The sequence below is a fragment of the Nocardia sp. NPDC003979 genome, assembly GCF_053605015.1.
On record NZ_JBSGIJ010000022.1, the window covers coordinates 10,800 to 33,054 of the forward strand.

Sequence of the window (22,255 nt, forward strand, 5' to 3'; positions counted from 1 at the left end):
ACCTGGGTGGGTTCCCCGACCCGAGTTCAGGGTCGGCACCGGATGTCGCCGATACGACGTCGGCCTAGCGTCGACAGCACACCAACGAGGAGAACACCATGCGAAAAATCACTGTCGCACTCACGGCCGCGACCGTCTACGCCGTGCTGGCGACCCTGGTGGTGTGCACCACGATCGCCGAAACGGTCTTCCTGTACCCGAACTACTTCCACGACATTCCGGCATCGCTGGAGGTGGGCGAGGCATTCACCGCCGTGATCTCGGTCGGCGATGTGATGCGCCCGCTGGGGATGTTCCTGACCCTGAGCGCTGTGCTCGCCGTGGCTGCCGGTGTGTGGTCGGGGCGCGCCCGCGGCTGGCTGCTCGCGTCGCTGGTGCCGTTCGTCTCGGGGATGTTCCTGCTGTCGATGCTGTACCTGTGGCCGCGCTGGCCGATCCTGTTCGAGGATCGCGCCCTGTACACGGTCGACGAATTGCACCGCACGGTCGCCGAGATCGAGGTCGCGCATGCGGTGCGCATCGCCTGCGGCCTGCTCACCGCCGTCTTGGCCGTCATCGCGGCACTGCGGATCTACCGCGACCGGGTTCTGCTGCAGGCCGCGCAGGCGGACTACTCCAATTCGCCCTCGGTCTCGAGGTAGATCTGGCGCAGCTTGTCCAGGGTTTCCGGTTCGGGGTGTTCCCAGAGCTTGCGCTCGGCCGCCTCGAGCAGTCGTTCGGCGATGCCGTGCAGCGCCCACGGGTTGGACTGCTCCATGAACTTGCGGTTCACATCGTCGAAAACGTAGCTCTCGGAGAGCTTTTCGTACATCCAGTCGGCGACGACATTGGTTGTGGCGTCGTAACCGAACAGGTAGTCGACGGTGGCGGCCATCTCGAAGGCGCCCTTGTAGCCGTGGCGGCGCATCGCCTCGAGCCAGCGCGGGTTCACCACGCGCGCACGGAACACGCGGGTGGTTTCCTCCGAGAGAGTGCGGGTGCGCACCGCGTCGGGACGGGTGGAGTCGCCGATGTAGGCCTCGGGGTTCTTCCCGGTGAGCGCGCGCACCGTGGCGACCATGCCGCCGTGGTACTGGAAGTAGTCGTCGGAGTCGGCGATGTCGTGCTCGCGGGTGTCGGTGTTCTTGGCCGCGACCGCGATTCGCTTGTACGCGGTGCGCATGTCGTCGGCGGCGGGGGCGCCGTCGAGGTCGCGGCCGTAGGCGTAGCCGCCCCAGGTGGTGTACACCTGCGCGAGGTCGTCGTCGGTGCGCCAGCTCTTGGAGTCGATGAGCTGCAGCAGGCCCGCGCCGTAGGTGCCGGGCTTGGAACCGAAGATGCGGGTGGTGGCGCGGCGGGCATCGCCGTGCTCGGCCAGGTCCGCATCGGCGTGGGCGCGAACATAATTCGACTCCGCCGGTTCCTCCAGGGCGGCGACGAGGCGAACGGCGTCGTCGAGCAGCGCGAGCACGTGCGGGAAGGCGTCGCGGAAGAAGCCGGAGATGCGCACGGTGACGTCGATGCGCGGGCGACCGAGTTCGTCCAGGGAGATCACCTCGAGCGAGGTGACGCGACGGCTCGCCTCGTCCCATACCGGCCGCACACCGAGCAGCGCGAAGACTTCGGCGATGTCGTCGCCGGAGGTGCGCATGGCCGAGGTGCCCCACACCGACAGGCCGACCGACTTCGGGTACTCGCCGTGGTCGGCCAGATAGCGGGCGAGCAGGGACTCGGCCATGGCCTGACCCGTCTCCCACGCCAGTCGCGACGGGACGGCCTTCGGATCGACGGAGTAGAAATTGCGGCCGGTCGGCAACACGTTGATCAGACCGCGCAGGGGTGAACCACTCGGGCCCGCGGGGATGAAACCACCGTCGAGGGCGTGCAGGACCCGGGCGATCTCGATGCCGGTCTCGCGCAGGCGCGGCACGACCTCGGTCGCGGCGAACCGCAACACGGTCTTCACCGCCTCGAGACGCCCGCTCACCGCGACGCCGCCCGCCGACTCGGGCGCGGACGAATCCTCCACTCCCCCAGCGAGAATCGCGGTGGCGTAGTCGTCGACCAGCGGGTCCACGGCGTCCACGGACCAGTCCGTCGCCTGCAGGGCCGCGAGCAGCTCACGGGCGCGGGCTTCCACTACATCCACGCGGGTGCGGGCTTCGTCACCGGCTTCGCTGAGCCCCAGCGCTTCTCGCAGGCCGGGCACGTTCTGTTCGCCGCCCCACAGCTGGCGGGCACGCAGCATGGCCAGCACCAGGTCGAGTTCCATCTCGCCCTCGGGGGCCTGACCCAGGATGTGCAGGCCGTCGCGGATCTGCACGTCTTTGATCTCGCAGAGCCAGCCGTCGACGTGCAGCAGCATGTCGTCGAAGACGTCCTCGTCGGGGCGTTCGGCCAGGCCGAGGTCGTGGTCCATCTTGGCCGCGCGCATCAGGGTCCAGATCTGCTGGCGGATGGCGGGCAGTTTGGCCGGGTCGAGGGCGGAGATGTTGGCGTGTTCGTCGAGCAGTTGTTCCAGGCGCGAGATGTCGCCGTAGGTTTCGGCGCGCGCCATCGGCGGGATGAGGTGGTCGACGAGGGTGGCGTGGGCGCGGCGCTTGGCCTGGGTGCCCTCACCGGGGTCGTTCACCAGGAACGGATAGATCAGCGGCAGATCGCCGAGGGCGGCGTCGGTGCCACAGGACGCGGACATGCCGAGGGTCTTGCCCGGCAGCCATTCCAGGTTGCCGTGCTTGCCGAGGTGCACCATCGCGTCGGCACCGAAGCCGTCGGCCGACGACAGCCACCGGTAGGCCGCCAGGTAGTGGTGGCTCGGCGGCAGATCGGGGTCGTGATAGATCGCGACCGGGTTCTCCCCGAAACCGCGCGGCGGCTGCACCATCAGCACCACATTGCCGAAACGCAGTGCGGCGATGACGATCTCGCCCTTCGGATCGGCCGACCGGTCCACATACAGTTCGCCCGGCGGCGGCCCCCACGCCTCCACCACGGCTTCGCGCAGGTCGTCGGGCAGCGACTCGAACCAGCGGGTGTAGACGGTGGCGCCGATGCGGATCGGATTGCCCTCGAGCTGTTCGGCGCTGAGCCAGTCGGGATCCTGGCCGCCCGCCGCGATCAGGGCGTGGATCAGGGCGTCACCGTCGCCTTCGGCGAGGCCGGGGATCTCGTCGATATCACCGAGGTCGTAACCGGCGGAACGCATTTCGGTGAGCAGCCGGATGGCGCTCGCCGGGGTGTCCAGGCCGACGGCGTTGCCGATGCGGGCGTGCTTGGTCGGGTAGGCCGACAGCATGAGCGCGATCCGCTTGTCGCCGTTGGGAATATGACGCAGGCGGGCGTGGCGCACCGCGATCCCGGCGACGCGGGCGGCACGTTCGGGATCTGGGACATAGGTGGACAGACCGTCCTCGTCGAACTCCTTGAACGAGAACGGGACCGTGATGATGCGCCCGTCGAACTCCGGGACCGCGACCTGGGTGGCGACATCGAGCGGGGACAGGCCGTCGTCGTTGGCCTCCCACTGGGCGCGCGGACTGGTCAGGCACAGGCCCTGCAGGATCGGCACGTCGAGGGCGGCCAGCGCGGCCACGTCCCAGGCCTCGTCGTCGCCACCGGCCGACGCGGTGGCGGGCTTGCTGCCGCCCGCGGCGAGCACGGTGACCACCAGGGCGTCGGCCCGGCCGAGGAGGGTGAGCAGTTCCGGCTCGGCGGTTCGCAGCGACGCCGCGTAGACGGGCAGGGCGCGGGCGCCCTTGGCTTCGATGGCCGTGCACAGGGCATCGACGTAGCCGGTGTTGCCAGCCAGGTGCTGGGCGCGGTAGTAGACGACGGCGACCGTGGGGGCGTGCGGTTCGAGGATGCGCGCCGAGCGTTCGAGCTCACCCCACGTGGGCAGCTGGACCGGCGGCTCGAACCCGTGACCGGTGAGCAACACCGTGTCGGACAGGAAGTTGTAGAGCTGACGCAGGTTGTCGGCACCACCCGCGGCGAGATAGTTGTGGGCGTCGGCGGCGACACCGACCGGCACGGTGGAACATTCCATCAGTTCCGCGTCGGGTGCGATCTCGCCGCCGAGGGCGACCATCGGAATACCGCTGGCCCGCACCGCGTCCAGGCCCTCTTCCCACGCACGTTTGCCGCCCAGGATGCGCACGATCACCAGCTCGACGCCGTCGAGCAGCTGCCCGAGATCCTCGACCAGCAGCCGGGCGGGGTTGCCCCACCGGTACTCGGCGCCGCTCGCGCGGGCGCTCAGCAGGTCGGTGTCGGAGGTGGACAGCAGCAGGATCACAGGGTGAGACCTTCCTCGGGTTGACGCGCCCATCGGGTTGCGGTGCTCGCCGGAGAGGGTCTGGCTGTTCACAGTGGCGCGACCGCACCGGATTTCCACCGGTTTCCTCGACGCCCGCCGAGCAAGTCGATGGTACTGGCCCGGACGCGCCCGCAACTTTCCAGCCCGCGTCCGGGGTCGCTCAGGCGGCTTCGGCGCGGTCCGCGAGTTTGAGCCAGACCACTCCCGCGATCACCACGGCGAGCCAGAACGCCTTGAGCGGGGTCAGTGTTTCCTCGAAGAACACCGGTCCGAGGAGTGCCGCGCCGACCGCGCCGATGCCCGCCCAGACGGCATAGCCGATTCCTACGTCGATCGTTTTCAGCGCGACGCTGAGGGCGAAGAGTGTGAGGAGGAAGAAGACGATCGCCACCAGCGACCAGGTGAGCACGGTGAAACCGTGACTGCCGCCGACGGCGAGGGCATATCCGACTTCGAAGGCGCCTGCGAGGAGCAGGACGAGCCAGGCGGTGGCGGGAGTGCGGTTGTCGGTGATCATTGTTCGGCCTTTCGGTGAGAAGTGGTCGGGGACGAGGTTGCTCAGGCGCCGCTGCTGAGCTGCAGGCCGACGACACCGCCGATGACGATCACGATGCCGACCGCCTTTCGCCAGTCGACTCGTTGGCCGAACAGCACCGCTCCGAGAGCGACGATTCCGACACCGGCCAGGGAGGTCCAGATCGCGTAGCCGGCGCCGACGTCGAAGGTGAGCAGCGCCAGGCTCAGGAAGTAGGTCGCGATCGCGCCGCTGACCAGTGTGGCGACGGTCCATCGAATATCGGTGAAGCCCTTCGCTTTTCCGGCGGCCAGGGCGACGGTGACCTCGAAGACGACGGCGATGGCGAGGTAGAGCCAGTTCACGGTAATGCCTTTCTATGGTTGTACATACATATACATGCCGAGCGGAAGACCCTTACGGCATGTCAGGTCAGTTCAGGAGTCCTGGTGCCCCGTTCGACGCGCGAGCAGCGCATCGAACATCGGCGACAGCTCTTCGGCGTCGTCGAGCAGACGTTCCAGCTGGAGTCGGAAGGGTTCGCGCGCGCCCCTGACGAGCGCCTCCCCCTCCTCGGTGATCACGGCGTACACACCGCGCCCGTCCTCCGAACACAAGTCCCGCCGCGTGAACCCTCGCGCCTCGAGCCGCCCCAGCAATCGGGTCACCGAACTCTGATTCAACCCGATCCGATGGGCCAGCTCGCTGACCCGGATCTCCTTGTCCGGTGCGGCGGCGAGCTGCCGGAGCGCGTGGTACTCGGTGAGGCCGATGCCGTGGTGCAGCGTCAGCCATTTACCGAGGCCCGAGTCGACGGTCGCGACGAGAGCGGAAGCACGAAACCAGTCGTCGACCGGGTCGCCGACCGAGGGGGTTCCCCGTTCCGTAAGTCCATGCTTGTGCATGCACTTAACTTAGCAGTGAACCTGCCGGGCCACAACCCGGCAGGTCGAGCGATCAAGGGGCCGGTCTGCACGGCATGGCGAGGGTGCGGAGGTCACCGTCATCGGCGGAGCGGATGTGGGCAGGGAGGTCGGGGGCGGACAGCTCGAGCATGATGTCGGGACCGATCGCGTTCGCGATGGCCGGGTAGAGGGTGGTTACGGCGAAGTGGATGGTGATCGATGGGCCGGAGACCGTCGCACGCAGCTCGGTGGGCGGGTTCGGCGTGCCGTCCTGGGTCGACGCGTCCGAGCTCGGCACCGAGATCGTGGCCGTATCCGGGGAATCGAAGCGCAGAGTCACGATCGGTGAGTCCGCGCGTTCCAGCGTTTCCAGCAGGTGCGCGCGGTCGAGGACGGCTCTGGTCGGGGTCGAGGGCAGGGCTGCCAGCATGCGGCGGTAGTCGGGGAACTCCTCGGGCGAGCGGGGGCAGCGCTGACTCGTCGCCGAATCCTCGGTGGCAGTGTGGAATTCGAGGGAATCGGGCGTGGGACGCAGGATCACCGTGTGCCGGCGGCGCAGCCAGGACGCGGTGGCACGCAGTTCGGCGGCATCGATGGTCGCGGACCACTCCGCCCTCGCCGAAGACATCGGGCGCAGGGTTCGCGAGGCCAGCCGGTAGCGATCGGTGGCGGTGAGGATCAGTTCGTCGGGGCGGGCTTCGAACAGGATGGTGTCGAGCACGGGCAGGGCCGGATCGGTGAGGGTTGCCGTGGAGACCTGGTCGATGGCTGCCGCGAGCGCCGGTCCGCCGACCCGCACGGCCTGGTCGGGTTCGGTGCCGGGCACCGCGGCGTGGTCACTTCGGTCCGGCAACGGTCGGGAATCCACACCGAGCGCCCGGTGAGCGGCGGCGGCCGCGGCGTCGAACTCCCTGCGGCGGCAGTGCATTTCGGCGAGGTGGGCGTCGAGGAGATCGGCGGCCCTCGCGGCGTCGGGTTCGGCGAGCACCGCCGCGACAGTCGGCAACGGCATGTCGACGGCGCGCAGATGGCGGATCAGGCAGGCGGGACCGGCCTGGTCGGAGGTGTAGTAGCGGTAGCCGGTGTCCTCGTCCACCAGGGCGGGGACGAGGACTCCGGCGTCGGCGTAGAAGCGCAGGGCGCTGGCGTTCAGTCCGCAGACGCGGGCGAACGCTCCGATGGTGATCAGTTCGGTGTCAGGCACCGGCTCATGATCGGGGTTGCAGCGACTCGAAGGTCAAGACGAACCGTCGCGGGTGCCCGCGGCGACCATCTCGGGCGAACCGGTGCCCAGGTGGCGGTAGACGTTGGCGATGACCAACTGGCCGAGGGCGTTGTTGCCGTAGCCGCCGATCACCGCGCCGATCCCGGCGGGGATGAGGGTGCCGAAGAGCAGCAGTCCGCGTTTGACCAGATAGTTGACGATGAACCGTTTGGCAGGCCCGTCGGGCATGCTCGACAGGCCGGGAATGTGGTCGGTGACGACGGCGAGCCACTGGCCCTTCGTGTGGCCCGCGGTCTGTTCGAGGACCTTCGTGCCCGACTCGCCGAGCACCACCTTCGACACCAATCGCTGCTGGCGCGGATCCTCGGGCGCGATGCCGTACGCCGCGGCGGCGCCCACCGAGAACACCGAGGACGCTTCCACGAAGACGGCGGTGTCCACACCGGTGGCGGCCAGGCCGATCAGCGTGCCGATACCGGGTACGGCGGCGGTGAGCCCCACCGTCACGCCGCTGGCGGTGACGACAACGAGGTACTGGCGCGACAGCCGCTGCACGAGTTCCACCGGTGAATCGTCGGGGTGCCTGCTCCCCAGCCAGTCGACATAACGCTGCACCACGGGTGCTTGCGCATGGGCGACCTTGTCGAGCGCGGGAACTACACGCTTGTCCACGAATTCACGCAGCATGCGGTTGACCTCTCCTGTCGGCACTGCTCCGGCGGCGATCCGCCACTCACACTAGGCGGATACCGTTTCCGTCCGGTGCGCAAACACGAGCACGTCGCGGTACCACCGATGAGTTCGGCGGCGACGTCCCGTCTCTTCCTCTGAAAACAGCAGCTCGACGGAGAGGGATGTCGCCCATGTCGAACAACTCGCAGAGCACCGGCCGCAGAGTCGTGGCGGAGGTCACCGTGTCGATGGACGGATACAGCGGCAGCGGTCCCGACGACGATATGAGCTGGTGCATGGACTACATCACCAGCCCGCAGACCGAGATCTACTACGAGGGCATCTGGCGCGGCGCCGACACCGTCGTCCTCGGGCGTACCAATTGGGAAGGCTTCACGGCGGTGTGGCCGGGCATCACCGCGGATCCGGGCAGTTCCGCCCGCACCCGTGAGCTCGGTGCATGGCTCGCGACCGTCGAGAAGGTCGTCTTCACCAAGACCCTCGACCAAGCCGACCTGGACAAGGCCGAGTGGAGCAACGCGAGAATCGGTCGCGATCCGGAAGCGGACGTGCGTGCGCTCAAAGCGGCGCCGGGGCGCGAGATCCTGATCACCAATAGCGCCAGCATCATCCAGTGCCTGCTGCGCGCCGACCTCGTCGACGACCTCTACCTCACCATCGTTCCCACGACGCTCGGCGGCGGCCTGCGCCTGCTGCCCGACAACTACGCGTCGACCTGGCGCCTCGCCGCCGCGTCAACCTTCCCCGACTCGGGCGCCGTGTCCGTGCACTACGCCCGGCCCTGACGCCGGATCGGTCGCGGAGGGCACCGGCGCTGGTCGTAGGCTTGGGGAATCATGACCAGGAGCGCTCCCGATTCTTGCCCAGGTGTTCTGCGGCTGCACGAGGCCGCGGACGGACCGTTGGCGCGGATCCGTGTGCCCGGCGGACGCCTGGAGTCCGCACAGGTACAGGTGCTCGCGGAGGCGGCGCACGACCTCGGGAACGGCGATCTGGAGCTCACCTCGCGGGGCAATGTGCAGTTACGTCGGGTGCGTGACGCCGGTGAACTGGCGGCCCGGCTGGCGACGGCGGGGCTGCTGCCGAGCCGGACGCACGAGCGGGTGCGCAATATCGTCGCCTCACCGCTGTCGGGGCGGGTGGGCGGATTCGCCGACGTGCACGGGCTGGCCACCGATCTCGATATCGGGTTGCAAGCCGACGCGCGGTTGGCCGACCTGCCCGGGCGCGTCCTGTTCACCCTCGACGACGGACGCGGTGACGTGAGCACGCTGCGCGGCGATATCGGGATCCAGGCCGTCGGTGACGCATTCGCGGTGCTGCTCGCCGGTGCCGACACCGGCATCCGGGTCACCCCCGACGAGGCCGTCACCGTCATGCTCGACGCCGCACGGGGCTTCCTCGATCTGCGGGCGGAATCCGGGCAGTGGCGGTTGCACGAGATCCCCGGCGGTGTCGAGAAGGTCACCGAGACTCTCGACCGCTCCCCCGCCGGCGCTCCCTTGGAACTCGGTGCGACACACGACATTCCGATCGGCTGGCTCGAGCAGGACAACGGACTGGTCGCCCTCGGCGCCGGTGTTCGTCTCGGCACCCTGCCCGCGCGGGTCGCTGAATTCCTGGCCGCCGTCGAGCGCCCCGTGTTCCTCACGCCGTGGCGCAGTGTGGTGCTACCCGACCTGGAGGAAGGCCCCGCCGAAACGGTGGTGCGCGTGCTGGCGCCGATGGGCTTGATCTTCGACGCCGGCTCCCCGTGGTTACAGGTGAGCGCCTGCGCGGGCCGCCCCGGCTGCGCCAAGTCCCACACCGACGTCCGCACCGACCTCACCGAAGCCATCGAAACCGGGCGCGTGCTCGGCGACGAACCACCCGACCCGACCGAGAGGCGTCCCGCGACAGTCGAGCCTGGCCGCGATGCCGAGCGCACCCTTCCCGCCGACGCGGCGGACTGTGCCGAGTCCGGCCTCGATGCCGCCGACGTGGTGGCGACCGGCCGTCAACACTGGTCCGGCTGCGAACGCCGCTGTGGCCGCCCGACCGGACCTGTCACCGACGTCGTCGCCACCGAGAACGGCTACCGCATCGACCGCCTGGACTAGGTGAGGTCGGCGTTGCCCTCGATCACCTTCAGCAGGTAGTGGAACTTGCTGATCCGCCAGCCCGCGGGGGTGCGGCGCGCGGCGAGGGCGTAGCTGCCGATGAAGGTGCGGGTCTTGCCGTTGGTCGCGGAGTTGTTCACGTGGACGGCGATGGAGTCGGCGTGGGCGGTGGCCTCGTCGCCGTCGACGTCGATCAGGTAGTTGCCTGCCTGATGGTGCACGGCGTCGAGGGCGTCCAGCCCCGCCTTCCAGTCGGCGGCGATGTCTTTCGACGAGCGGATCGAGACCACGTCACCGAAGCCGCCGTCGAAGTCGACCTCGTCGGTGAAGACCTCGGTGACCAGGTCGTCCCAGCGCTTCCGATCGCAGTACACGAACATCCGGGTGATCGTCTCGGTGATCGCCGAAGTGTCTGCGAGAGTGTTCGATTCGGCCATGCAGGCGAGCCTAGAACAGTCGGGCTCACCGCGCAGTCCCGGCGGGATCACGCCATCGGCGTAGTCACCCGGGTAGCCTCCGACACCACCGAGGCGATAAGGACGACCGTCACGCCGACCACCGTCCACATCCCGCCGAGGTGTGGTGACACCAGGGCCAGTCCGAGGGCGACGACGAAACACGGCAGCGGCCACCGCAGCAACCAGCGACAGCCCGCACTGGCCACCCCACCCAGTCCGCACACCAGGAAATACGCCGCCGCCCCGCCGCACAGCACCCAGCCCATGCCCGCAGGCAGGTGACCCGACGGGTGCGCGGCGACCAGACCGAGCCCTGCGGCCACGGTGGCCACGGCCCCGCTCAGCGCGCAATGCATCGCCATCAACCGTGGCAGCAGCAGCGGCGACGCATCCGCCGACTGCTCCATCATGCGAGGAACGAACCCGAACCGCAGAGTCAGCGCCCACATCGCCAGCAGCGACAGGAACGCACAGACACCGATCACCGCGACGGGCACCGTCCATTGCTCCGCGGACACCGCCGCGATCACCGAGATCACGCCCTCCCCGAGCACGATGATCAGGAACTGACCGAGCCGCTCACCCAGATGCGGTGAATCGGCGTGCAGCGCTTGCAGTTTCGGCAGGGTCGCGTGGCCGCGTGGCCCGCCGCGCGGCGCCCGGCCACGTCCCCGGCGCAGGCGGGCCCGCATCCGGCGTTCGGCGTCGACCATTCTGCGTTCGGCGTCGACGGCGAACATGATCCACAGGTCGATCGCGAGCCCCACCGCCCAGAGCACGAACTTCCACGGCGCGGGAACCCACAGCGACACCACCCACGGCACGGTGCCCGCGCCGATCTGGGCAACCGGCCAGTCGACCACCACCTGCCCACGCCGCCACACCATCGCCGACACGATCCGCACCAGCACATAGATCGCCGCGAACACCCCGGCGTGTTCGCCGGGCAGCCCGTCGACGGCGGCCATCATCACGCACAGCCCGAACATGCAGCCGAACACCATCGTGGTCCTGGCCTGTTCGCCCGCCACGTTGCTGTACACGGTGACGCAGGCCCACACCACCCAGAAGGCCAGGTAGAGCACGACATACAGCCCGAACTCGGCGAGTGAGGGACCTCGGTGCAGCAGATGGGTGAGCTGGCCGATGCCCGCGACCGCCACCAAGTCGAAGAAGAGTTCGGTCCAGCTGGCGCGCCGTTCCTCGGTGGTGTGCTCCGGGTTTGCCACTCGCCAAGTATGGGGCCCGGCGCCGACCCTTCGCGTCAGCGCTCGGTCGTGTCGCATCGACGACGCGGGCCTGTCCACCGCGCGAAAACCGCTCGACTCCATGAACGGGACGGCCCTACGCTGACGTCCTCGAAACGAGGGGGTTTCCATGTCCACACTGCGCGTGACGGCCGAGCGGCTCGTCGTCGTCCCACACCCGAACGCCGACCGGCTGGAGCTGGCCCAGGTCGGGCTGTACCGGGCCGTCGTTGCCAAGGGGCAGTTCTTCAGCGGCGACCACGCCGTTTACATTCCGGAACAGGCGATCGTGCCGGACCCGCTGATCGCCGAGCTGGGACTCACCGGCAAATTGGCCGGGGCACAACGCAATCGGGTGAAGGCGGTGCGGTTGCGCGGTGAGGTGTCCCAGGGCATCGTCTGCACGCCGAGCGCTCTGTCGGGCACGGATCTCGCGGCGGCGGCCGAGGCGCGCACCGACTTCGCCGCCGAGCTCGGTGTGACGAAATGGGTGCCGCCGGTTCCGGTTTCGATGTCGGGACAAGTGGAGCCCGCTCCCGATCTGCTGCGCTGGGTCGATGTGGAGAACATCAAGCGGTTCCCCGACATCTTCGTCGAAGGCGAGCCGGTGGTGGCGACGGAGAAGATCCACGGCACCGCCTTTCTGCTCACCCATCTGCGCGCCGAGGACCGGATGTTGGTGTCGTCCAAGGGAATCGGTGGCCGGTCGCAGGCACTGATCCGCACCGAGGGCAACCTGTACTGGCGGGCGGTGCACAGCCATCGGCTCGACGAGACCGCCCGCGTGCTCGCCGACGCCCTCGACGCCGACCGGGTCGGGCTCTTCGGTGAGGTGTTCGGGGCGGGCGTGCAGGACCTGCACTACGGTGCGTCGGCCGCGCACGAAGACACGCTCGGTTTCGCCCTGTTCGACGTCGCGGTCGAGCAGGCGGGTGCGCCGGTGCGCTGGCTCGACCACCACGAGATCGGCTCCCTGCTCGGCGAACTCGGCCTCGGCGTCCCGCGCGTACCGGTCCTCTACGAAGGCCCCTACGACGCGGAGTTGTTGCTGAAGCTGGCCGAGGGCACCGAGACCGTCAGCGGGTCGGGCGGCAATATCCGCGAGGGGCTGGTGGTGCGTGCCGCGCGCGAGCGGCACTCGCCCGTGCTCGGCGGCCGTGCCATCGGCAAGATCGTCTCCGACGCGTACCTGCTGCGCGACGGCGGCACCGAGTTCGAATGATCGGGTCGGCCGGGGAGCCCAGTGCTCCCCGGCCGGTTCAGGGGCGGGGTGTGTGCAGTTCGAGGACGCAGCACTTCACGCCGCCACCACCTTTGCGCAGCTCGGACATGTCGACCGGGACCGGTTCGAAACCCCGCTCGCGCAGGGCCGCGATCAGCCCGGTCGCGCCCGGGTCGAGGAAGACGTGGCGGCCGTCGCTCACTCCGTTGAGGCCGAAGGACAGGGCATCGGCCTCGGTGGCCAGGATCGCGTCCGGGTAATGGACGGCCAGTGCCTCGCGGGCCTGCGGGCCGAAGGCCCCTGGGTAGTAGGCGATGGTGGTCTCGTCGAGGCACATCAGCGCGGTGTCGAGGTGATAGAAGCGGGGGTCGGTCAGTTCGAGCGAGAGCACGGGCAGGCCGAAGAACCGTTGCACCTCGGCGTGGGCCGCCGCGGTGCAGCGGAATCCCATTCCGGCCAGGATCCGCTCGCCCGCGAACGTGAAATCGCCCTCCCCCTCGTTGGTTTCGGCCGCCACCGCCAACTCGCGTAACTCCCGCGCCGCGAACCAGCGGTGGAACGCCGGGCCCTCCGGTTGCCGCTCGGGATGGGCGAAACGGGCCGACAACGCACGACCGCCGATCACGATCGCGCTGTTGGCAGCGAACACCATGTCGGGCAGGCCCGGCTCACCGGGCACGGTCTCCACCGAATGCCCGTGCTGTTCGAGCAGCGCGCGCAGGATCTCCCACTGCGACAGCGCCCGCGCCCGGTCCACCGGCGCCGCCGGGTCCATCCACGGATTGATCGCGTAGGTGACCTCGAAGTGGTCCGGTCGGCACATCACGAAGCGGCGCGGGGTGGCCACCCGCGCCGGAGTCGAGGAGGGAAGGGGAAGGACGGCGGTCATCAGGACTCCCGGTGGCTGCGCGGCGCGAATCGACGCCTCGACGGTAAATGTCGTCGCGTTGCGTAGGGAACACCGATTCATTGCGTGTATCGATGGGAAAATGGCGATCCATTGCGTGAGAGGACCCCCATGGACGACATCGACCGCCGCATTCTCGCCGCCCTGCTGAAGAACGCACGCGCGACCTTCGGCGAGATCGGCTCGACCGTCGGATTGTCGGCGCCCGCGGTGAAGCGGCGGGTGGACAAGATGGTGGCGGGTGGGCAGATCACCGGGTTCACCGCCCTGGTCAATCCGGCCGCCCTCGGCTGGACCACCGAGGCGTACGTGGAGGTGTACTACCGCGACAACATCTCCCCCGCCGAACTGCGCCGGACATTGGAACCGATCCCGCAGGTCGTCGGAGTGTGCACCATCGCGGGCGAGGCCGACGCGCTGGTGCACGTGATGGCCACCGACATGGCCGAGATCGAGGTGACCGTGGAGCGGATCAGGGAGAACGCGCGTGTCGGGCGCACCAGGAGTTCGCTGGTGATGTCGCGCATCCTCGAGCGCCCACGCACCTGAGCCGACCGCGCCGAACACCACGTCGCGGCCAGGTTCTAGGGTTGTGCGCATGTCCGACGTGCGCACCAGCTACCTCACCGACGGGGCCGAGATCTATCGGCGCTCGTTCGCGACCATCCGCGCCGAAGCCGACCTCGCCGGTTTCCCCGCCGATGTCGAGCGCGTGGTGGTGCGCATGATCCACGGGTGCGGACAGGTCGACCTGGCGGGCGACATCGCCTACACCCCCGGTGTGGTCGCGGCCGCGCGCACCGCGTTGCGGGCGGGCAAACCGATCATCTGCGACGCCAACATGGTCGCCTCGGGCGTCACCCGCAAGCGGCTACCCGCCGACAACCCGGTGCTGTGCAACCTCACCGATCCGCGCGTTCCCGAGCTGGCCGCGAGCATGGGCAACACCCGCTCGGTCGCCGCGCTCGAACTGCTGCGCGCCGAACTCGACGGCGCGGTGGTCGCCATCGGCAATGCCCCGACCGCGCTGTTCCACCTGCTCGACATGCTCGACGCCGGCGCACCGCGACCCGCCGCGATCATCGGTATCCCCGTCGGTTTCATCGGCGCGGCCGAATCCAAGCAGGCGCTGATCGACTTCGGCGGCGTCGAATATCTGACCGTGCGCGGTAGGCGGGGCGGCAGCGCCATCACCGCGTCGGCGCTGAACGCGATTGCGAGCGAACAGGAATGAGCGGCACACTCTGGGGCATCGGCCTCGGCCCCGGCGATCCCGAACTGGTGACGGTGAAAGCGGCCCGGCTCATCGGCGCCGCCGACGTGGTGGCCTTCCACAGCGCCAGGCACGGACGAAGCATCTCCCGTGGCATCGCCGAGCCGTACCTGCGGCCCGGCCAGATCGAAGAGCACCTCGTCTACCCCGTGACCACCGAGACCACCGACCACCCCGGCGGGTACCAGGGCGCGATCGACGAGTTCTACGAGCAGGCCGCCGCCCGGCTGGCCGCGCACCTCGCCGCCGGACGCGATGTCGCCCTGCTCGCGGCCGGTGACCCGCTGTTCTACTCCTCGTACATGCACATGCACCGCCGCCTGGCCGACCGGTTCCACGCCGAGATCGTCCCCGGCATCACCTCGGTGAGCGCGGCCTCGGCGGCGCTCGGCACGCCACTGGTGGAAGGCGAGCAGGTGCTCACGGTGCTGCCCGGCACCATGCCCGTCGACGAACTCACCGAGCGGCTGCGCGAGACCGACGCCGCGGCGATCATGAAGCTGGGACGCACCTTCCCCGGTGTGCGCCGCGCGCTCGCCGACGCCGGTCGACTCGACGACGCCTACTACGTCGAACGCGCGAGCAGCACCCGTCAGCGGGTACTCGCGGCCGCCGATGTCGACGAGGCGGAGGTGCCCTACTTCTCGATCACGCTGGTTCCCGGGCCCACCCCGACCACCGGGGTCGCGTCCCTCCTCGGCGGACAGCACCGCGGCGCACCGACAGACGGGTCGGCGCCGACCGAAACGAGTTCGCACGACGAATCTGCAAGCGCGACAGGCGAAGTCGTGGTCGTCGGCCTCGGGCCCGGTGCAACCGACTGGACCACGCCGGAGGTCACCGCCGCTCTGGACGAGGCGACCGATCTCGTCGGCTACACCACCTACATCAACCGTGTCCCCGAGCGGGCCGGCCAGCGCAGGCACGCCAGCGACAACAAGGTCGAGTCGGAGCGCGCCGCGATGGCACTCGATCTGGCCAAGCGGGGTGCGCGGGTCGCCGTGGTGTCCTCCGGTGATCCAGGGGTGTTCGCGATGGCCTCGGCGGTGCTCGAGGTGTCGGCCGAACCGCAGTTCAAGGATGTCCCGGTGCGGGTGCTGCCGGGGCTCACGGCGGCCAACGCGGTGGCGAGCCGGGTCGGGGCACCGCTGGGCCACGACTACGCGATGATCTCGCTCTCCGATCGGCTCAAGCCGTGGGAGGTTGTGGCGCAACGGCTTTCGGCTGTCGCGGCGGCGGATATGGCGATCGCGATCTACAATCCGGCCTCCACGCAGCGACGTTGGCAGGTGGGCGCGATGCGCGAGATCCTGCTGACCCATCGCGACCCGGAGACGCCGGTGGTGCTCGGTCGCGATGTCGGCGGGCCGACGGAATCGGTGCGGGTGGTCACCCTCGCCGACCTGAACCCCGACGAGGTCGACATGCGCACCCTGCTGATCATCGGCGCATCCACCACGACGGCCTTCGACACGCCTGAGGGAACCCGCGTCTTCACGGCGCGCCGCTACGAGAACGCCTAGACCCGCGACACGCCGCGACACGGGCAACCTTGGCGCGATCCCCACCCTGGCCTAACATTCCACATAGGAATGTAGTTCGAAGGGAGTTGACCGTTGACCGACACCGCGACCCGCCGCCGCCCGCTGAACTCCACCGCGGCTTCACTGCTGGGGTTCCTGCACGAGGGTCCGATGTCGGGGTGGGACCTGGCGACTCTCGCCCAGCAACGCATCGGCGACTTCTGGACCATCACCCAGAGCCAGGTCTACCGCGAACTCGCCACGATGGACACGGCGGGCCTGGTGACCAAGGGTGAACGAGGTGCGCGAGAGCGCATCCCCTACCGGATCACCGAGGCCGGGCGGGAGGCGTTCGCCGAATGGATCGCCCGCGATCCCGGCGCCGAGACGATCCGGGTGCCATTGCTGCTCACACTGTCGTTCGGCGAGCACCTCGATCCTGCGCACCGCGACCGGATCATCACCGCCAACCGCAACATCCACCAGGACCGGCTCGACCGGTATCTCGACGAGGACGCGACCGCTCTGGCGCCCCACCAGCGCGCCACTCTCGAATTCGGGATCTGCTACGAGCGCGCGGTGCTGCAGTGGTTCGACCAGCTGCCCGCCGTCTTTGCCGGGCAACCGCCGCGCTGAGCTCAGGAAACGCTGTGCGCGGTCGCGAGCCGCAACCAGTCGAGGGCGGCGCCGACCTCGTCGACGACGTTCGCGCCCGCGGGCAGCGGTGGGCGTTCGATCATGACGACCGGCACGCCTGCCGTGCGCGCCGCGGCGATCTTCGCCTCGGTCTGCGCGCCGCCGCTGTTCTTGGTGACCAGGACGTCGATGCGATGACGCGACATCAGCACCAGCTCCTCGTCGAAGGTGAACGGCCCACGCGCGAGCAGCAATTCGTAGCGCGGTGGCAGCGCGCCGGTCGGCGCGTCGATCGATCGGATGACGAAACGCTGCCTGCGACAGCCCGCGAAGGCGCCGACACCTTGGCGGCCGATGGTGAGCAGCACGTTCTCGCCCCGGTCGGCCAGGGCGGAGGCGGCCCCGGCGAGATCGGGTACCCGCGTCCACAGGTCGCCCCGGCGCGGCACCCATTCGGGGCGGCGCAGGTGCAGCGCGGGCAGGCCGAGGTCGGCGGCCGCGGTCGCCGCATGGGTACTGACCTGGGCCGCGAAGGGGTGAGTGGCATCCACGACGGCATCGATACGGTTCTCGCGTAGCCAGGTTCGGAGGCCCTCGACACCACCGAATCCGCCGATGCGCACCGGACCGACCGGCAATCGCGGGTTGGCGACACGTCCCGCCAGCGAGGAGACGATATCGACTCCACGCTCACCGGACGCCAGGTTCGCCAGCTCACGAGCTTCGCCCGTACCGCCGAGGATCAGAACTCTCAGGACTGCCCGCTGACGTCGTCCCGGTCAGGGGTGGTCGACCTGGTGCACCGCATACAACTCCGTCCATCGAAATCGAGGCTCCGAGTTTTGCCCGGGGCCGCGCCCGACCATACCCCCGTTGGGGAAGTGTTACACCTTCGGTGCATAACTTTCTGGGTGAGCTTGCAGATGCACTCACCGTTCGGCCGTGATCTGGTCGTGATCTGACCGTGATCGGTACGGTGCCGACATGGACGGTTGACCAGCATGTTCGCTGCCCGCGCCCGGGTGGACGGTGCGGGCGCACCGGCGACCCGGGCAACGGTTTCGAGTCCGACAGCGGCACTGGGCGATTGCCCAGCATCTCGATGCCATCGGAGACATACGCCGTGTGCGAGCGATGTTCGGCCGGTGGTGCGCGAGACCACGTGCAGACTGAACAGTCGCATCGGGCGCTCACGCGAAAAGGAGCAAATTCGGGGCGCACACCCCGGCACATCGTTATGCGAGCGACGGGTGACCCGTCAGGAATTTGCGCGCGGTTTGACGACGATCCACTGCGCGACGGGAAGCTGCGGCCGCCACGCGGTGAATCCGCCGAGCGGTTCGCCTCGGTAGATCTGAAATTTGCGCAGTGTCCCACCGTGGCGCGCGCACCAGCCCAGCAGCAGCGTTTCCGACTCGGCGGTCACCGCATTGGCCACCAGGCGGCCGCCGGGCCGCAGACGTTGCCAGCAGGCGTCGAAAACGCCGTCTTGGGTGAGTCCACCGCCGAGGAATATCGCGTCGGGCGCCGGGGAGTCGGTGAGGGTGTCGGGGAACGCGCCGCGCACCGCGATGCCGGGCACACCGAGCGCGTGCGCGTTGGTGGCGATCTGATCGCGACGGGCGGGCAGGCGTTCATAGGTGACCGCGCGGCACGCCGGGTGGGTACGGCACCATTCGATCGCGATGGTGCCCGAACCGCCGCCGACATCCCACAGCAGTTCGCCGGGGGCCGGGGCGAGGGCGCTGACGGTGAGTGCGCGGACCTCGGCCTTGGTGAGCTGGCCGTCGCCGGTGAACGAATCGTCGCGCAGGCCGGGCATTCTCGTGCGGCGCGGGTGATGCGGGTCGGCCACGCAGTCGACGGCACAGAGGTTGAGCGGGTCACCCGGGGGGTGCTGCCAGTCGTCGGCCGTGCCGGTACGCAGGCATTCGTTCTCGCCGCCGAGCTGTTCGAGCACGGTCAGCGTGGAAGCACCGAAACCGTTGTCACGCAGCAGTTTCGCCAGCGCGGCAGGGGTCGATTCGTTCTCGCTCAGGACGAGAATTCGACGGCGGTCGGCCAGTTCCGGCAGCACCGTGGTGAGCGGTCGGGCGACCACACTCACCACCGGGGTCTCGGCCAGCGGCCAGCCGAGCCGGGCGCACGCCAGCGACGCCGACGACGGTTGCGGGTACACGTCGAGCGCGCCGGGTCCGACGATGCGGGCCAGGGTGGCACCGATGCCGTAGAACATGGGATCGCCGCTGGCGAGCACGGTGAGCCGCCGACCGCTGTGGTGGGCAAGCAGATCCGGGAGAGCGGGCAGCAGGGGTGTCGGCCACGGGATTCGCTCGAACTTCCCGTCCGGTACCAGCGCCAGCTGTCGCGGCGACCCGAACACCACTTCGCTGTCCTCGACTGCCGCTTTGGCCCGCTCCCCCAGGCCACCCCACCCGTCCGCGCCGATACCCACCACGCGGATCGGGACACCCGACCACGCCGCACTAGTCATCGGGGTACCCCACCCGTCTGCGAGCGGACTATCGTTGTCGCACGCAGAGCAGTGTCGATGCGCTCACGCCGGGCCGTCGGGACGGCAGCCACCGCGACATACGGCGCCGAACCGGGGCGCGCACGCCGCGCCATCGAAGCCGAGGTCATCGCAGCATCCGGCGCCGAAGCGACACGCGCGCAGGGGACCATCGGGGCGGCAATCACCGTGGCATCCGGCGCCAGATGGACTGCGGCAGAAGGCGCATGACGAAGAAGGCCAGCGCTAGGCGGCCGGGGACGGCGACTCGGGTGGCGCCCTTGTTCAAGGCGCGGACGACGGCGTCGGCGACCTGGTCGGGGGTGCTGGCCATGGGCGCGGGGTCCATGCCCTCGGTCATGCGGCCGATGACGAAACCCGATCGGACCAGCAGCAACTGGACGCCGGTTCCGTGCAGGGCGTCGCCGAGGCCGCTGGCGAAACCGTCGAGGCCCGCCTTGGCCGAACCGTAGACGTAGTTCGCGCGCCGTACCCGCACGCCGGCGATGGAGCTGAACACGACGATCTGACCGCTGCCCTGCGCCCGCATCAGATTCGCGAGCGTGGTCAGGACGCTGACCTGGGCGACGTAATCGGTGTGCACGACAGCGACCGCGTGGTCGGGGTCCTGTTCGGCGCGGGCCTGGTCGCCGAGCACACCGAAAGCCAGGACGGCCGTGGCGATGCCTCCGTGTTCGGCGGCGACCTTCTCGAGCAGAGTGGCGTGCGTCGGGATGTCGTCGGCGTCGAATTCGACCGTGTGCACCGTGGTCGCCCCGGCCGCGCGCACCTGCTCGACCTCGGCGGCCAGCGCGTGGGAGCGGCGGGCCGCGAGGATCACCACCCGATCCGGTGCCAGCCTGCGCGCCACTTCCAGCCCGATCTCACTGCGCCCACCCAAGACCAGAACCGGCCCCTGGTTCGCCTGCTGCTTACCCATGCGCCCAGTCTGTCATCCCGGATCACCGCCGCCACCGGGCCGCCCCGCGATCACGAAGCGCGAGCGCCTGGGTGTAGCGCCCGCCGACCGGGCTTGCGTGCTGACGGACTAGCGTCGAACACATGCCCACCGCGACCACACAACTCTCCCCCGCCGCCCTCGCGTTCGTCACCGAGCGGCACCTGGCCACCCTCACCACCCTGCGGGCGGACGGCACACCGCACGTCGTCGCTGTCGGGTTCACCTGGGACGCGGACAGCGGCATCGCGCGGGTGATCACCGACGGCGCGTCGGTGAAGGCCCGTAATGCCGCGCGGGGTGGGTACGCGGCCGTCAGCCAGGTCGACGGGGCGCGGTGGCTCACCCTCGAAGGGCCGGCCACCGTGCTGACCGACGCCGACGACGTCGCCGAGGCCGTGCGCCGCTACACCGAGCGCTACCGGGTGCCGCGCGAGAACCCGACGCGCGTGGTCGTCGCGATCCAGGTGCGCCGGGTGCTGTCGTCGAGCACGCTCAAATAGCTTGTGGCCGTTTACAACACGGTCAGGCCGTGCGGGCGCTGGTTCATGGACTCGACGCCGTCCTCGGTGACGACCACGATGTCCTCGATGCGCGCACCCCACTGCCCGGGGAAGTAGATGCCCGGTTCGATACTGAACGCCATGCCCGGCTCGAGCACCAGGTCGTTGCCCGCCACGATGTAGGGCTCCTCGTGCACCGACAAGCCGATGCCGTGCCCGGTGCGATGCACGAACGCATCGCCCAGACCCGCGTCGGCCAGCACGGTGCGGGCGGCGGCGTCGATGGATTCGGCGGTGACGCCGGGTCGCACGGCGGCCACTGCCGCCGCCTGCGCCGCCTCGAGCAACGCCATCCGCTCGGCTACCTGCTTCCGCGGCTCGCCGAGCACATAGGTGCGGGTGGAATCGGAGTAGTAGCCGGGCGTCACCGGTCCGCCGATATCGATCACCACCACGTCGCCCTGTTCGATGACACGGTCGGAGAAGAGGTGGTGTGGGATGGCACCGTTCGGGCCGCTGCCGACGATGACGAACTCCGCCTCGGTGTGCCCCTCCTCGACGATCGCCGCCTCGATGTCGGCATGCACCTCGGCCTCGGTGCGGCCCGCCCGCAGGAACTCGCCCATCCGGGCGTGCACGCGGTCGATCGCGGCGCCAGCACGGCGTAAGGCGTCGATCTCGGCCTCGTCCTTGATCATCCGCGACTGGCGCAGCACCGGAGTGGCCGAGGACGGCAGCCCCGTGGTCTGCTCGGCCAGCGGAATCAAGTGCAGGGCGGGCATGGCGTCGGCGACGGCGATGCGTGAACCGGCATGCAGGGTGGAACGAACCAGCTGGTACGGATCGACGCCGTCGACCCAGTCGAGGATCCGCAGACCCAGTTCCCCGGCCGCCGAGCCGTCGAGCGCGGCGAGTTCGAGCTTCGGCACGATAATCGACGGTGTCGCGCCGTCGGCGGTGATCACCAGGCAGGTGAGCCGTTCGAACGATTCGGCATCGGAACCGACGAGGTACCGCAGGTCGGGGCCGGGGGTGATGAGCAGGGCGTCCAGATGCGCCGCGCGCATCAATTCCACCGCCCGCTCGAGCCGCTGACCGTAGACATCCGCCGCGAACCTGGCATTCGTGTGCGCGCTCATAGTCTCCGACGTTACCCGCCGCGCCGCGTGACACACAGATTCGCCCGCACGACGTGCGATCTCGGGCGAACGCACCACAACAGCCGCCCAGCGCGACGGCCGACGCGGCACCGATCTCGCTCACCTGTCGGAGCCACAGGGCACAAT

Annotated in this window: 22 protein-coding genes; 9 read left to right on the forward strand and 13 right to left on the reverse strand. The window is 69.3% G+C overall.

Annotation, left to right across the window (positions count from 1 at the left end; genetic code table 11):
• The first annotated feature begins 98 nt into the window (after positions 1-98).
• Positions 99-641, forward strand: coding sequence for a hypothetical protein (locus tag ACWEVR_RS29290; protein ID WP_452469570.1), 543 nt, complete (start codon positions 99-101; stop codon positions 639-641).
• Here ACWEVR_RS29290 and cobN read toward each other — a convergent pair.
• From cobN to ACWEVR_RS29320, 6 genes are all read right to left on the reverse strand, one after another.
• Positions 611-4,273 (reverse strand): cobaltochelatase subunit CobN, encoded by a 3,663-nt coding sequence (cobN, locus tag ACWEVR_RS29295; RefSeq protein ID WP_452469571.1) that lies wholly within the window; start codon positions 4,271-4,273, stop codon positions 611-613. The genes ACWEVR_RS29290 and cobN overlap by 31 nt on opposite strands.
• Positions 4,274-4,454: 181 nt before the next feature.
• Positions 4,455-4,811 (reverse strand): DMT family transporter, encoded by a 357-nt coding sequence (locus tag ACWEVR_RS29300; RefSeq protein ID WP_067492124.1) that lies wholly within the window; start codon positions 4,809-4,811, stop codon positions 4,455-4,457.
• A 41-nt stretch (positions 4,812-4,852) separates the two neighbouring features.
• A complete protein-coding gene (locus ACWEVR_RS29305; RefSeq protein WP_357146603.1) occupies positions 4,853-5,173 on the reverse strand; it encodes a DMT family transporter in 321 nt (106 codons plus the stop codon).
• 72 nt (positions 5,174-5,245) lie between these two features.
• Positions 5,246-5,713, reverse strand: coding sequence for a MarR family transcriptional regulator (locus ACWEVR_RS29310; protein ID WP_452469572.1), 468 nt, complete (start codon positions 5,711-5,713; stop codon positions 5,246-5,248).
• Between the two features lie 52 nt (positions 5,714-5,765).
• Positions 5,766-6,917 (reverse strand): DNA polymerase III subunit beta family protein, encoded by a 1,152-nt coding sequence (locus tag ACWEVR_RS29315; RefSeq protein WP_452469573.1) that lies wholly within the window; start codon positions 6,915-6,917, stop codon positions 5,766-5,768.
• Between the two features lie 33 nt (positions 6,918-6,950).
• Positions 6,951-7,625 (reverse strand): hypothetical protein, encoded by a 675-nt coding sequence (locus ACWEVR_RS29320; RefSeq protein ID WP_452469574.1) that lies wholly within the window; start codon positions 7,623-7,625, stop codon positions 6,951-6,953.
• A gap of 176 nt (positions 7,626-7,801) precedes the next feature.
• On the opposite strand from ACWEVR_RS29320, the gene ACWEVR_RS29325 reads away from it, so the two are divergent.
• Together ACWEVR_RS29325 and cobG are read left to right on the forward strand one after the other, a co-directional pair.
• Positions 7,802-8,416, forward strand: a complete 615-nt coding sequence (locus ACWEVR_RS29325) for a dihydrofolate reductase family protein (protein WP_452469575.1) — start codon at positions 7,802-7,804, stop codon at positions 8,414-8,416.
• Between the two features lie 51 nt (positions 8,417-8,467).
• Positions 8,468-9,730 carry a precorrin-3B synthase gene (gene cobG / locus ACWEVR_RS29330; protein ID WP_452469576.1) on the forward strand — a complete coding sequence of 421 codons (1,263 nt, stop codon included), beginning with the start codon at positions 8,468-8,470 and terminating at the stop codon, positions 9,728-9,730.
• On the opposite strand, the gene ACWEVR_RS29335 is transcribed toward cobG, so the two are convergent.
• Both ACWEVR_RS29335 and ACWEVR_RS29340 read right to left on the reverse strand, forming a co-directional pair.
• Positions 9,727-10,167: a nuclear transport factor 2 family protein gene (locus ACWEVR_RS29335; RefSeq protein ID WP_452469577.1), complete on the reverse strand. Its 441-nt coding sequence runs from the start codon at positions 10,165-10,167 to the stop codon at positions 9,727-9,729. The two genes, cobG and ACWEVR_RS29335, sit on opposite strands and share 4 nt — an antisense overlap.
• 47 nt (positions 10,168-10,214) lie before the next feature.
• Entirely contained in the window at positions 10,215-11,417 is a 1,203-nt protein-coding gene (locus tag ACWEVR_RS29340) for a low temperature requirement protein A (protein WP_452469578.1), read from the reverse strand.
• 148 nt (positions 11,418-11,565) lie between these two features.
• Here ACWEVR_RS29340 and ACWEVR_RS29345 point away from each other — a divergent pair, with 148 nt between their 5' ends.
• Positions 11,566-12,657: an RNA ligase (ATP) gene (locus tag ACWEVR_RS29345; RefSeq protein WP_452469579.1), complete on the forward strand. Its 1,092-nt coding sequence runs from the start codon at positions 11,566-11,568 to the stop codon at positions 12,655-12,657.
• A gap of 37 nt (positions 12,658-12,694) precedes the next feature.
• Here ACWEVR_RS29345 and ddaH read toward each other — a convergent pair whose 3' ends face one another.
• Positions 12,695-13,546, reverse strand: a complete 852-nt coding sequence (gene ddaH, locus ACWEVR_RS29350) for a dimethylargininase (RefSeq protein ID WP_452469580.1) — start codon at positions 13,544-13,546, stop codon at positions 12,695-12,697.
• 129 nt (positions 13,547-13,675) lie between these two features.
• Here ddaH and ACWEVR_RS29355 point away from each other — a divergent pair, with 129 nt between their 5' ends.
• From ACWEVR_RS29355 to ACWEVR_RS29370, 4 genes are all read left to right on the forward strand, one after another.
• On the forward strand, positions 13,676-14,113 hold the full coding sequence (locus ACWEVR_RS29355; protein WP_067492196.1) for an Lrp/AsnC family transcriptional regulator: 438 nt from the start codon (positions 13,676-13,678) through the stop codon (positions 14,111-14,113).
• 49 nt (positions 14,114-14,162) lie between these two features.
• Complete coding sequence (locus ACWEVR_RS29360) at positions 14,163-14,798, forward strand: precorrin-8X methylmutase (RefSeq protein ID WP_452469581.1); 636 nt, start codon at positions 14,163-14,165, stop codon at positions 14,796-14,798.
• Entirely contained in the window at positions 14,795-16,360 is a 1,566-nt protein-coding gene (locus tag ACWEVR_RS29365) for a precorrin-2 C(20)-methyltransferase (protein WP_452469582.1), read from the forward strand. The genes ACWEVR_RS29360 and ACWEVR_RS29365 overlap by 4 nt, the downstream gene beginning before the upstream one ends.
• A 93-nt stretch (positions 16,361-16,453) precedes the next feature.
• Positions 16,454-16,996 carry a PadR family transcriptional regulator gene (locus ACWEVR_RS29370; RefSeq protein ID WP_452469583.1) on the forward strand — a complete coding sequence of 181 codons (543 nt, stop codon included), beginning with the start codon at positions 16,454-16,456 and terminating at the stop codon, positions 16,994-16,996.
• Positions 16,997-16,998: 2 nt separating this feature from the next.
• Here ACWEVR_RS29370 and ACWEVR_RS29375 read toward each other — a convergent pair whose 3' ends face one another.
• From ACWEVR_RS29375 to ACWEVR_RS29385, 3 genes are all read right to left on the reverse strand, one after another.
• Complete coding sequence (locus ACWEVR_RS29375) at positions 16,999-17,751, reverse strand: cobalt-precorrin-6A reductase (protein WP_452469617.1); 753 nt, start codon at positions 17,749-17,751, stop codon at positions 16,999-17,001.
• A 503-nt stretch (positions 17,752-18,254) separates the two neighbouring features.
• Positions 18,255-19,490, reverse strand: coding sequence for a precorrin-6y C5,15-methyltransferase (decarboxylating) subunit CbiE (gene cbiE / locus ACWEVR_RS29380; protein WP_452469584.1), 1,236 nt, complete (start codon positions 19,488-19,490; stop codon positions 18,255-18,257).
• A gap of 202 nt (positions 19,491-19,692) precedes the next feature.
• Positions 19,693-20,448 (reverse strand): SDR family NAD(P)-dependent oxidoreductase, encoded by a 756-nt coding sequence (locus tag ACWEVR_RS29385; protein WP_452469585.1) that lies wholly within the window; start codon positions 20,446-20,448, stop codon positions 19,693-19,695.
• Between the two features lie 122 nt (positions 20,449-20,570).
• On the opposite strand from ACWEVR_RS29385, the gene ACWEVR_RS29390 reads away from it, so the two are divergent.
• Complete coding sequence (locus tag ACWEVR_RS29390) at positions 20,571-20,969, forward strand: PPOX class F420-dependent oxidoreductase (protein ID WP_452469586.1); 399 nt, start codon at positions 20,571-20,573, stop codon at positions 20,967-20,969.
• Between the two features lie 11 nt (positions 20,970-20,980).
• On the opposite strand, the gene ACWEVR_RS29395 is transcribed toward ACWEVR_RS29390, so the two are convergent.
• Positions 20,981-22,108: a M24 family metallopeptidase gene (locus ACWEVR_RS29395; protein WP_452469587.1), complete on the reverse strand. Its 1,128-nt coding sequence runs from the start codon at positions 22,106-22,108 to the stop codon at positions 20,981-20,983.
• Positions 22,109-22,255 lie beyond the last annotated feature (147 nt).

Excerpts from the sequence above, each read along its gene's own strand:
- ACWEVR_RS29320 (WP_452469574.1), bottom strand. The coding sequence starts at position 7,625 with ATGCTGCGTGAATTCGTGGACAAGCGTGTAGTTCCCGCGCTCGACAAG.
- cbiE (WP_452469584.1), bottom strand. The coding sequence starts at position 19,490 with ATGACTAGTGCGGCGTGGTCGGGTGTCCCGATCCGCGTGGTGGGTATC.
- cobG (WP_452469576.1), top strand. The coding sequence starts at position 8,468 with ATGACCAGGAGCGCTCCCGATTCTTGCCCAGGTGTTCTGCGGCTGCAC.
- ddaH (WP_452469580.1), bottom strand. The coding sequence starts at position 13,546 with ATGACCGCCGTCCTTCCCCTTCCCTCCTCGACTCCGGCGCGGGTGGCC.
- ACWEVR_RS29300 (WP_067492124.1), bottom strand. The coding sequence starts at position 4,811 with ATGATCACCGACAACCGCACTCCCGCCACCGCCTGGCTCGTCCTGCTC.
- ACWEVR_RS29390 (WP_452469586.1), top strand. The coding sequence starts at position 20,571 with ATGCCCACCGCGACCACACAACTCTCCCCCGCCGCCCTCGCGTTCGTC.
- ACWEVR_RS29325 (WP_452469575.1), top strand. The coding sequence starts at position 7,802 with ATGTCGAACAACTCGCAGAGCACCGGCCGCAGAGTCGTGGCGGAGGTC.
- ACWEVR_RS29395 (WP_452469587.1), bottom strand. The coding sequence starts at position 22,108 with ATGAGCGCGCACACGAATGCCAGGTTCGCGGCGGATGTCTACGGTCAG.
- ACWEVR_RS29310 (WP_452469572.1), bottom strand. The coding sequence starts at position 5,713 with ATGCACAAGCATGGACTTACGGAACGGGGAACCCCCTCGGTCGGCGAC.
- ACWEVR_RS29345 (WP_452469579.1), top strand. The coding sequence starts at position 11,566 with ATGTCCACACTGCGCGTGACGGCCGAGCGGCTCGTCGTCGTCCCACAC.
- ACWEVR_RS29335 (WP_452469577.1), bottom strand. The coding sequence starts at position 10,167 with ATGGCCGAATCGAACACTCTCGCAGACACTTCGGCGATCACCGAGACG.
- ACWEVR_RS29360 (WP_452469581.1), top strand. The coding sequence starts at position 14,163 with ATGTCCGACGTGCGCACCAGCTACCTCACCGACGGGGCCGAGATCTAT.
- ACWEVR_RS29355 (WP_067492196.1), top strand. The coding sequence starts at position 13,676 with ATGGACGACATCGACCGCCGCATTCTCGCCGCCCTGCTGAAGAACGCA.
- ACWEVR_RS29365 (WP_452469582.1), top strand. The coding sequence starts at position 14,795 with ATGAGCGGCACACTCTGGGGCATCGGCCTCGGCCCCGGCGATCCCGAA.
- ACWEVR_RS29290 (WP_452469570.1), top strand. The coding sequence starts at position 99 with ATGCGAAAAATCACTGTCGCACTCACGGCCGCGACCGTCTACGCCGTG.
- ACWEVR_RS29385 (WP_452469585.1), bottom strand. The coding sequence starts at position 20,448 with ATGGGTAAGCAGCAGGCGAACCAGGGGCCGGTTCTGGTCTTGGGTGGG.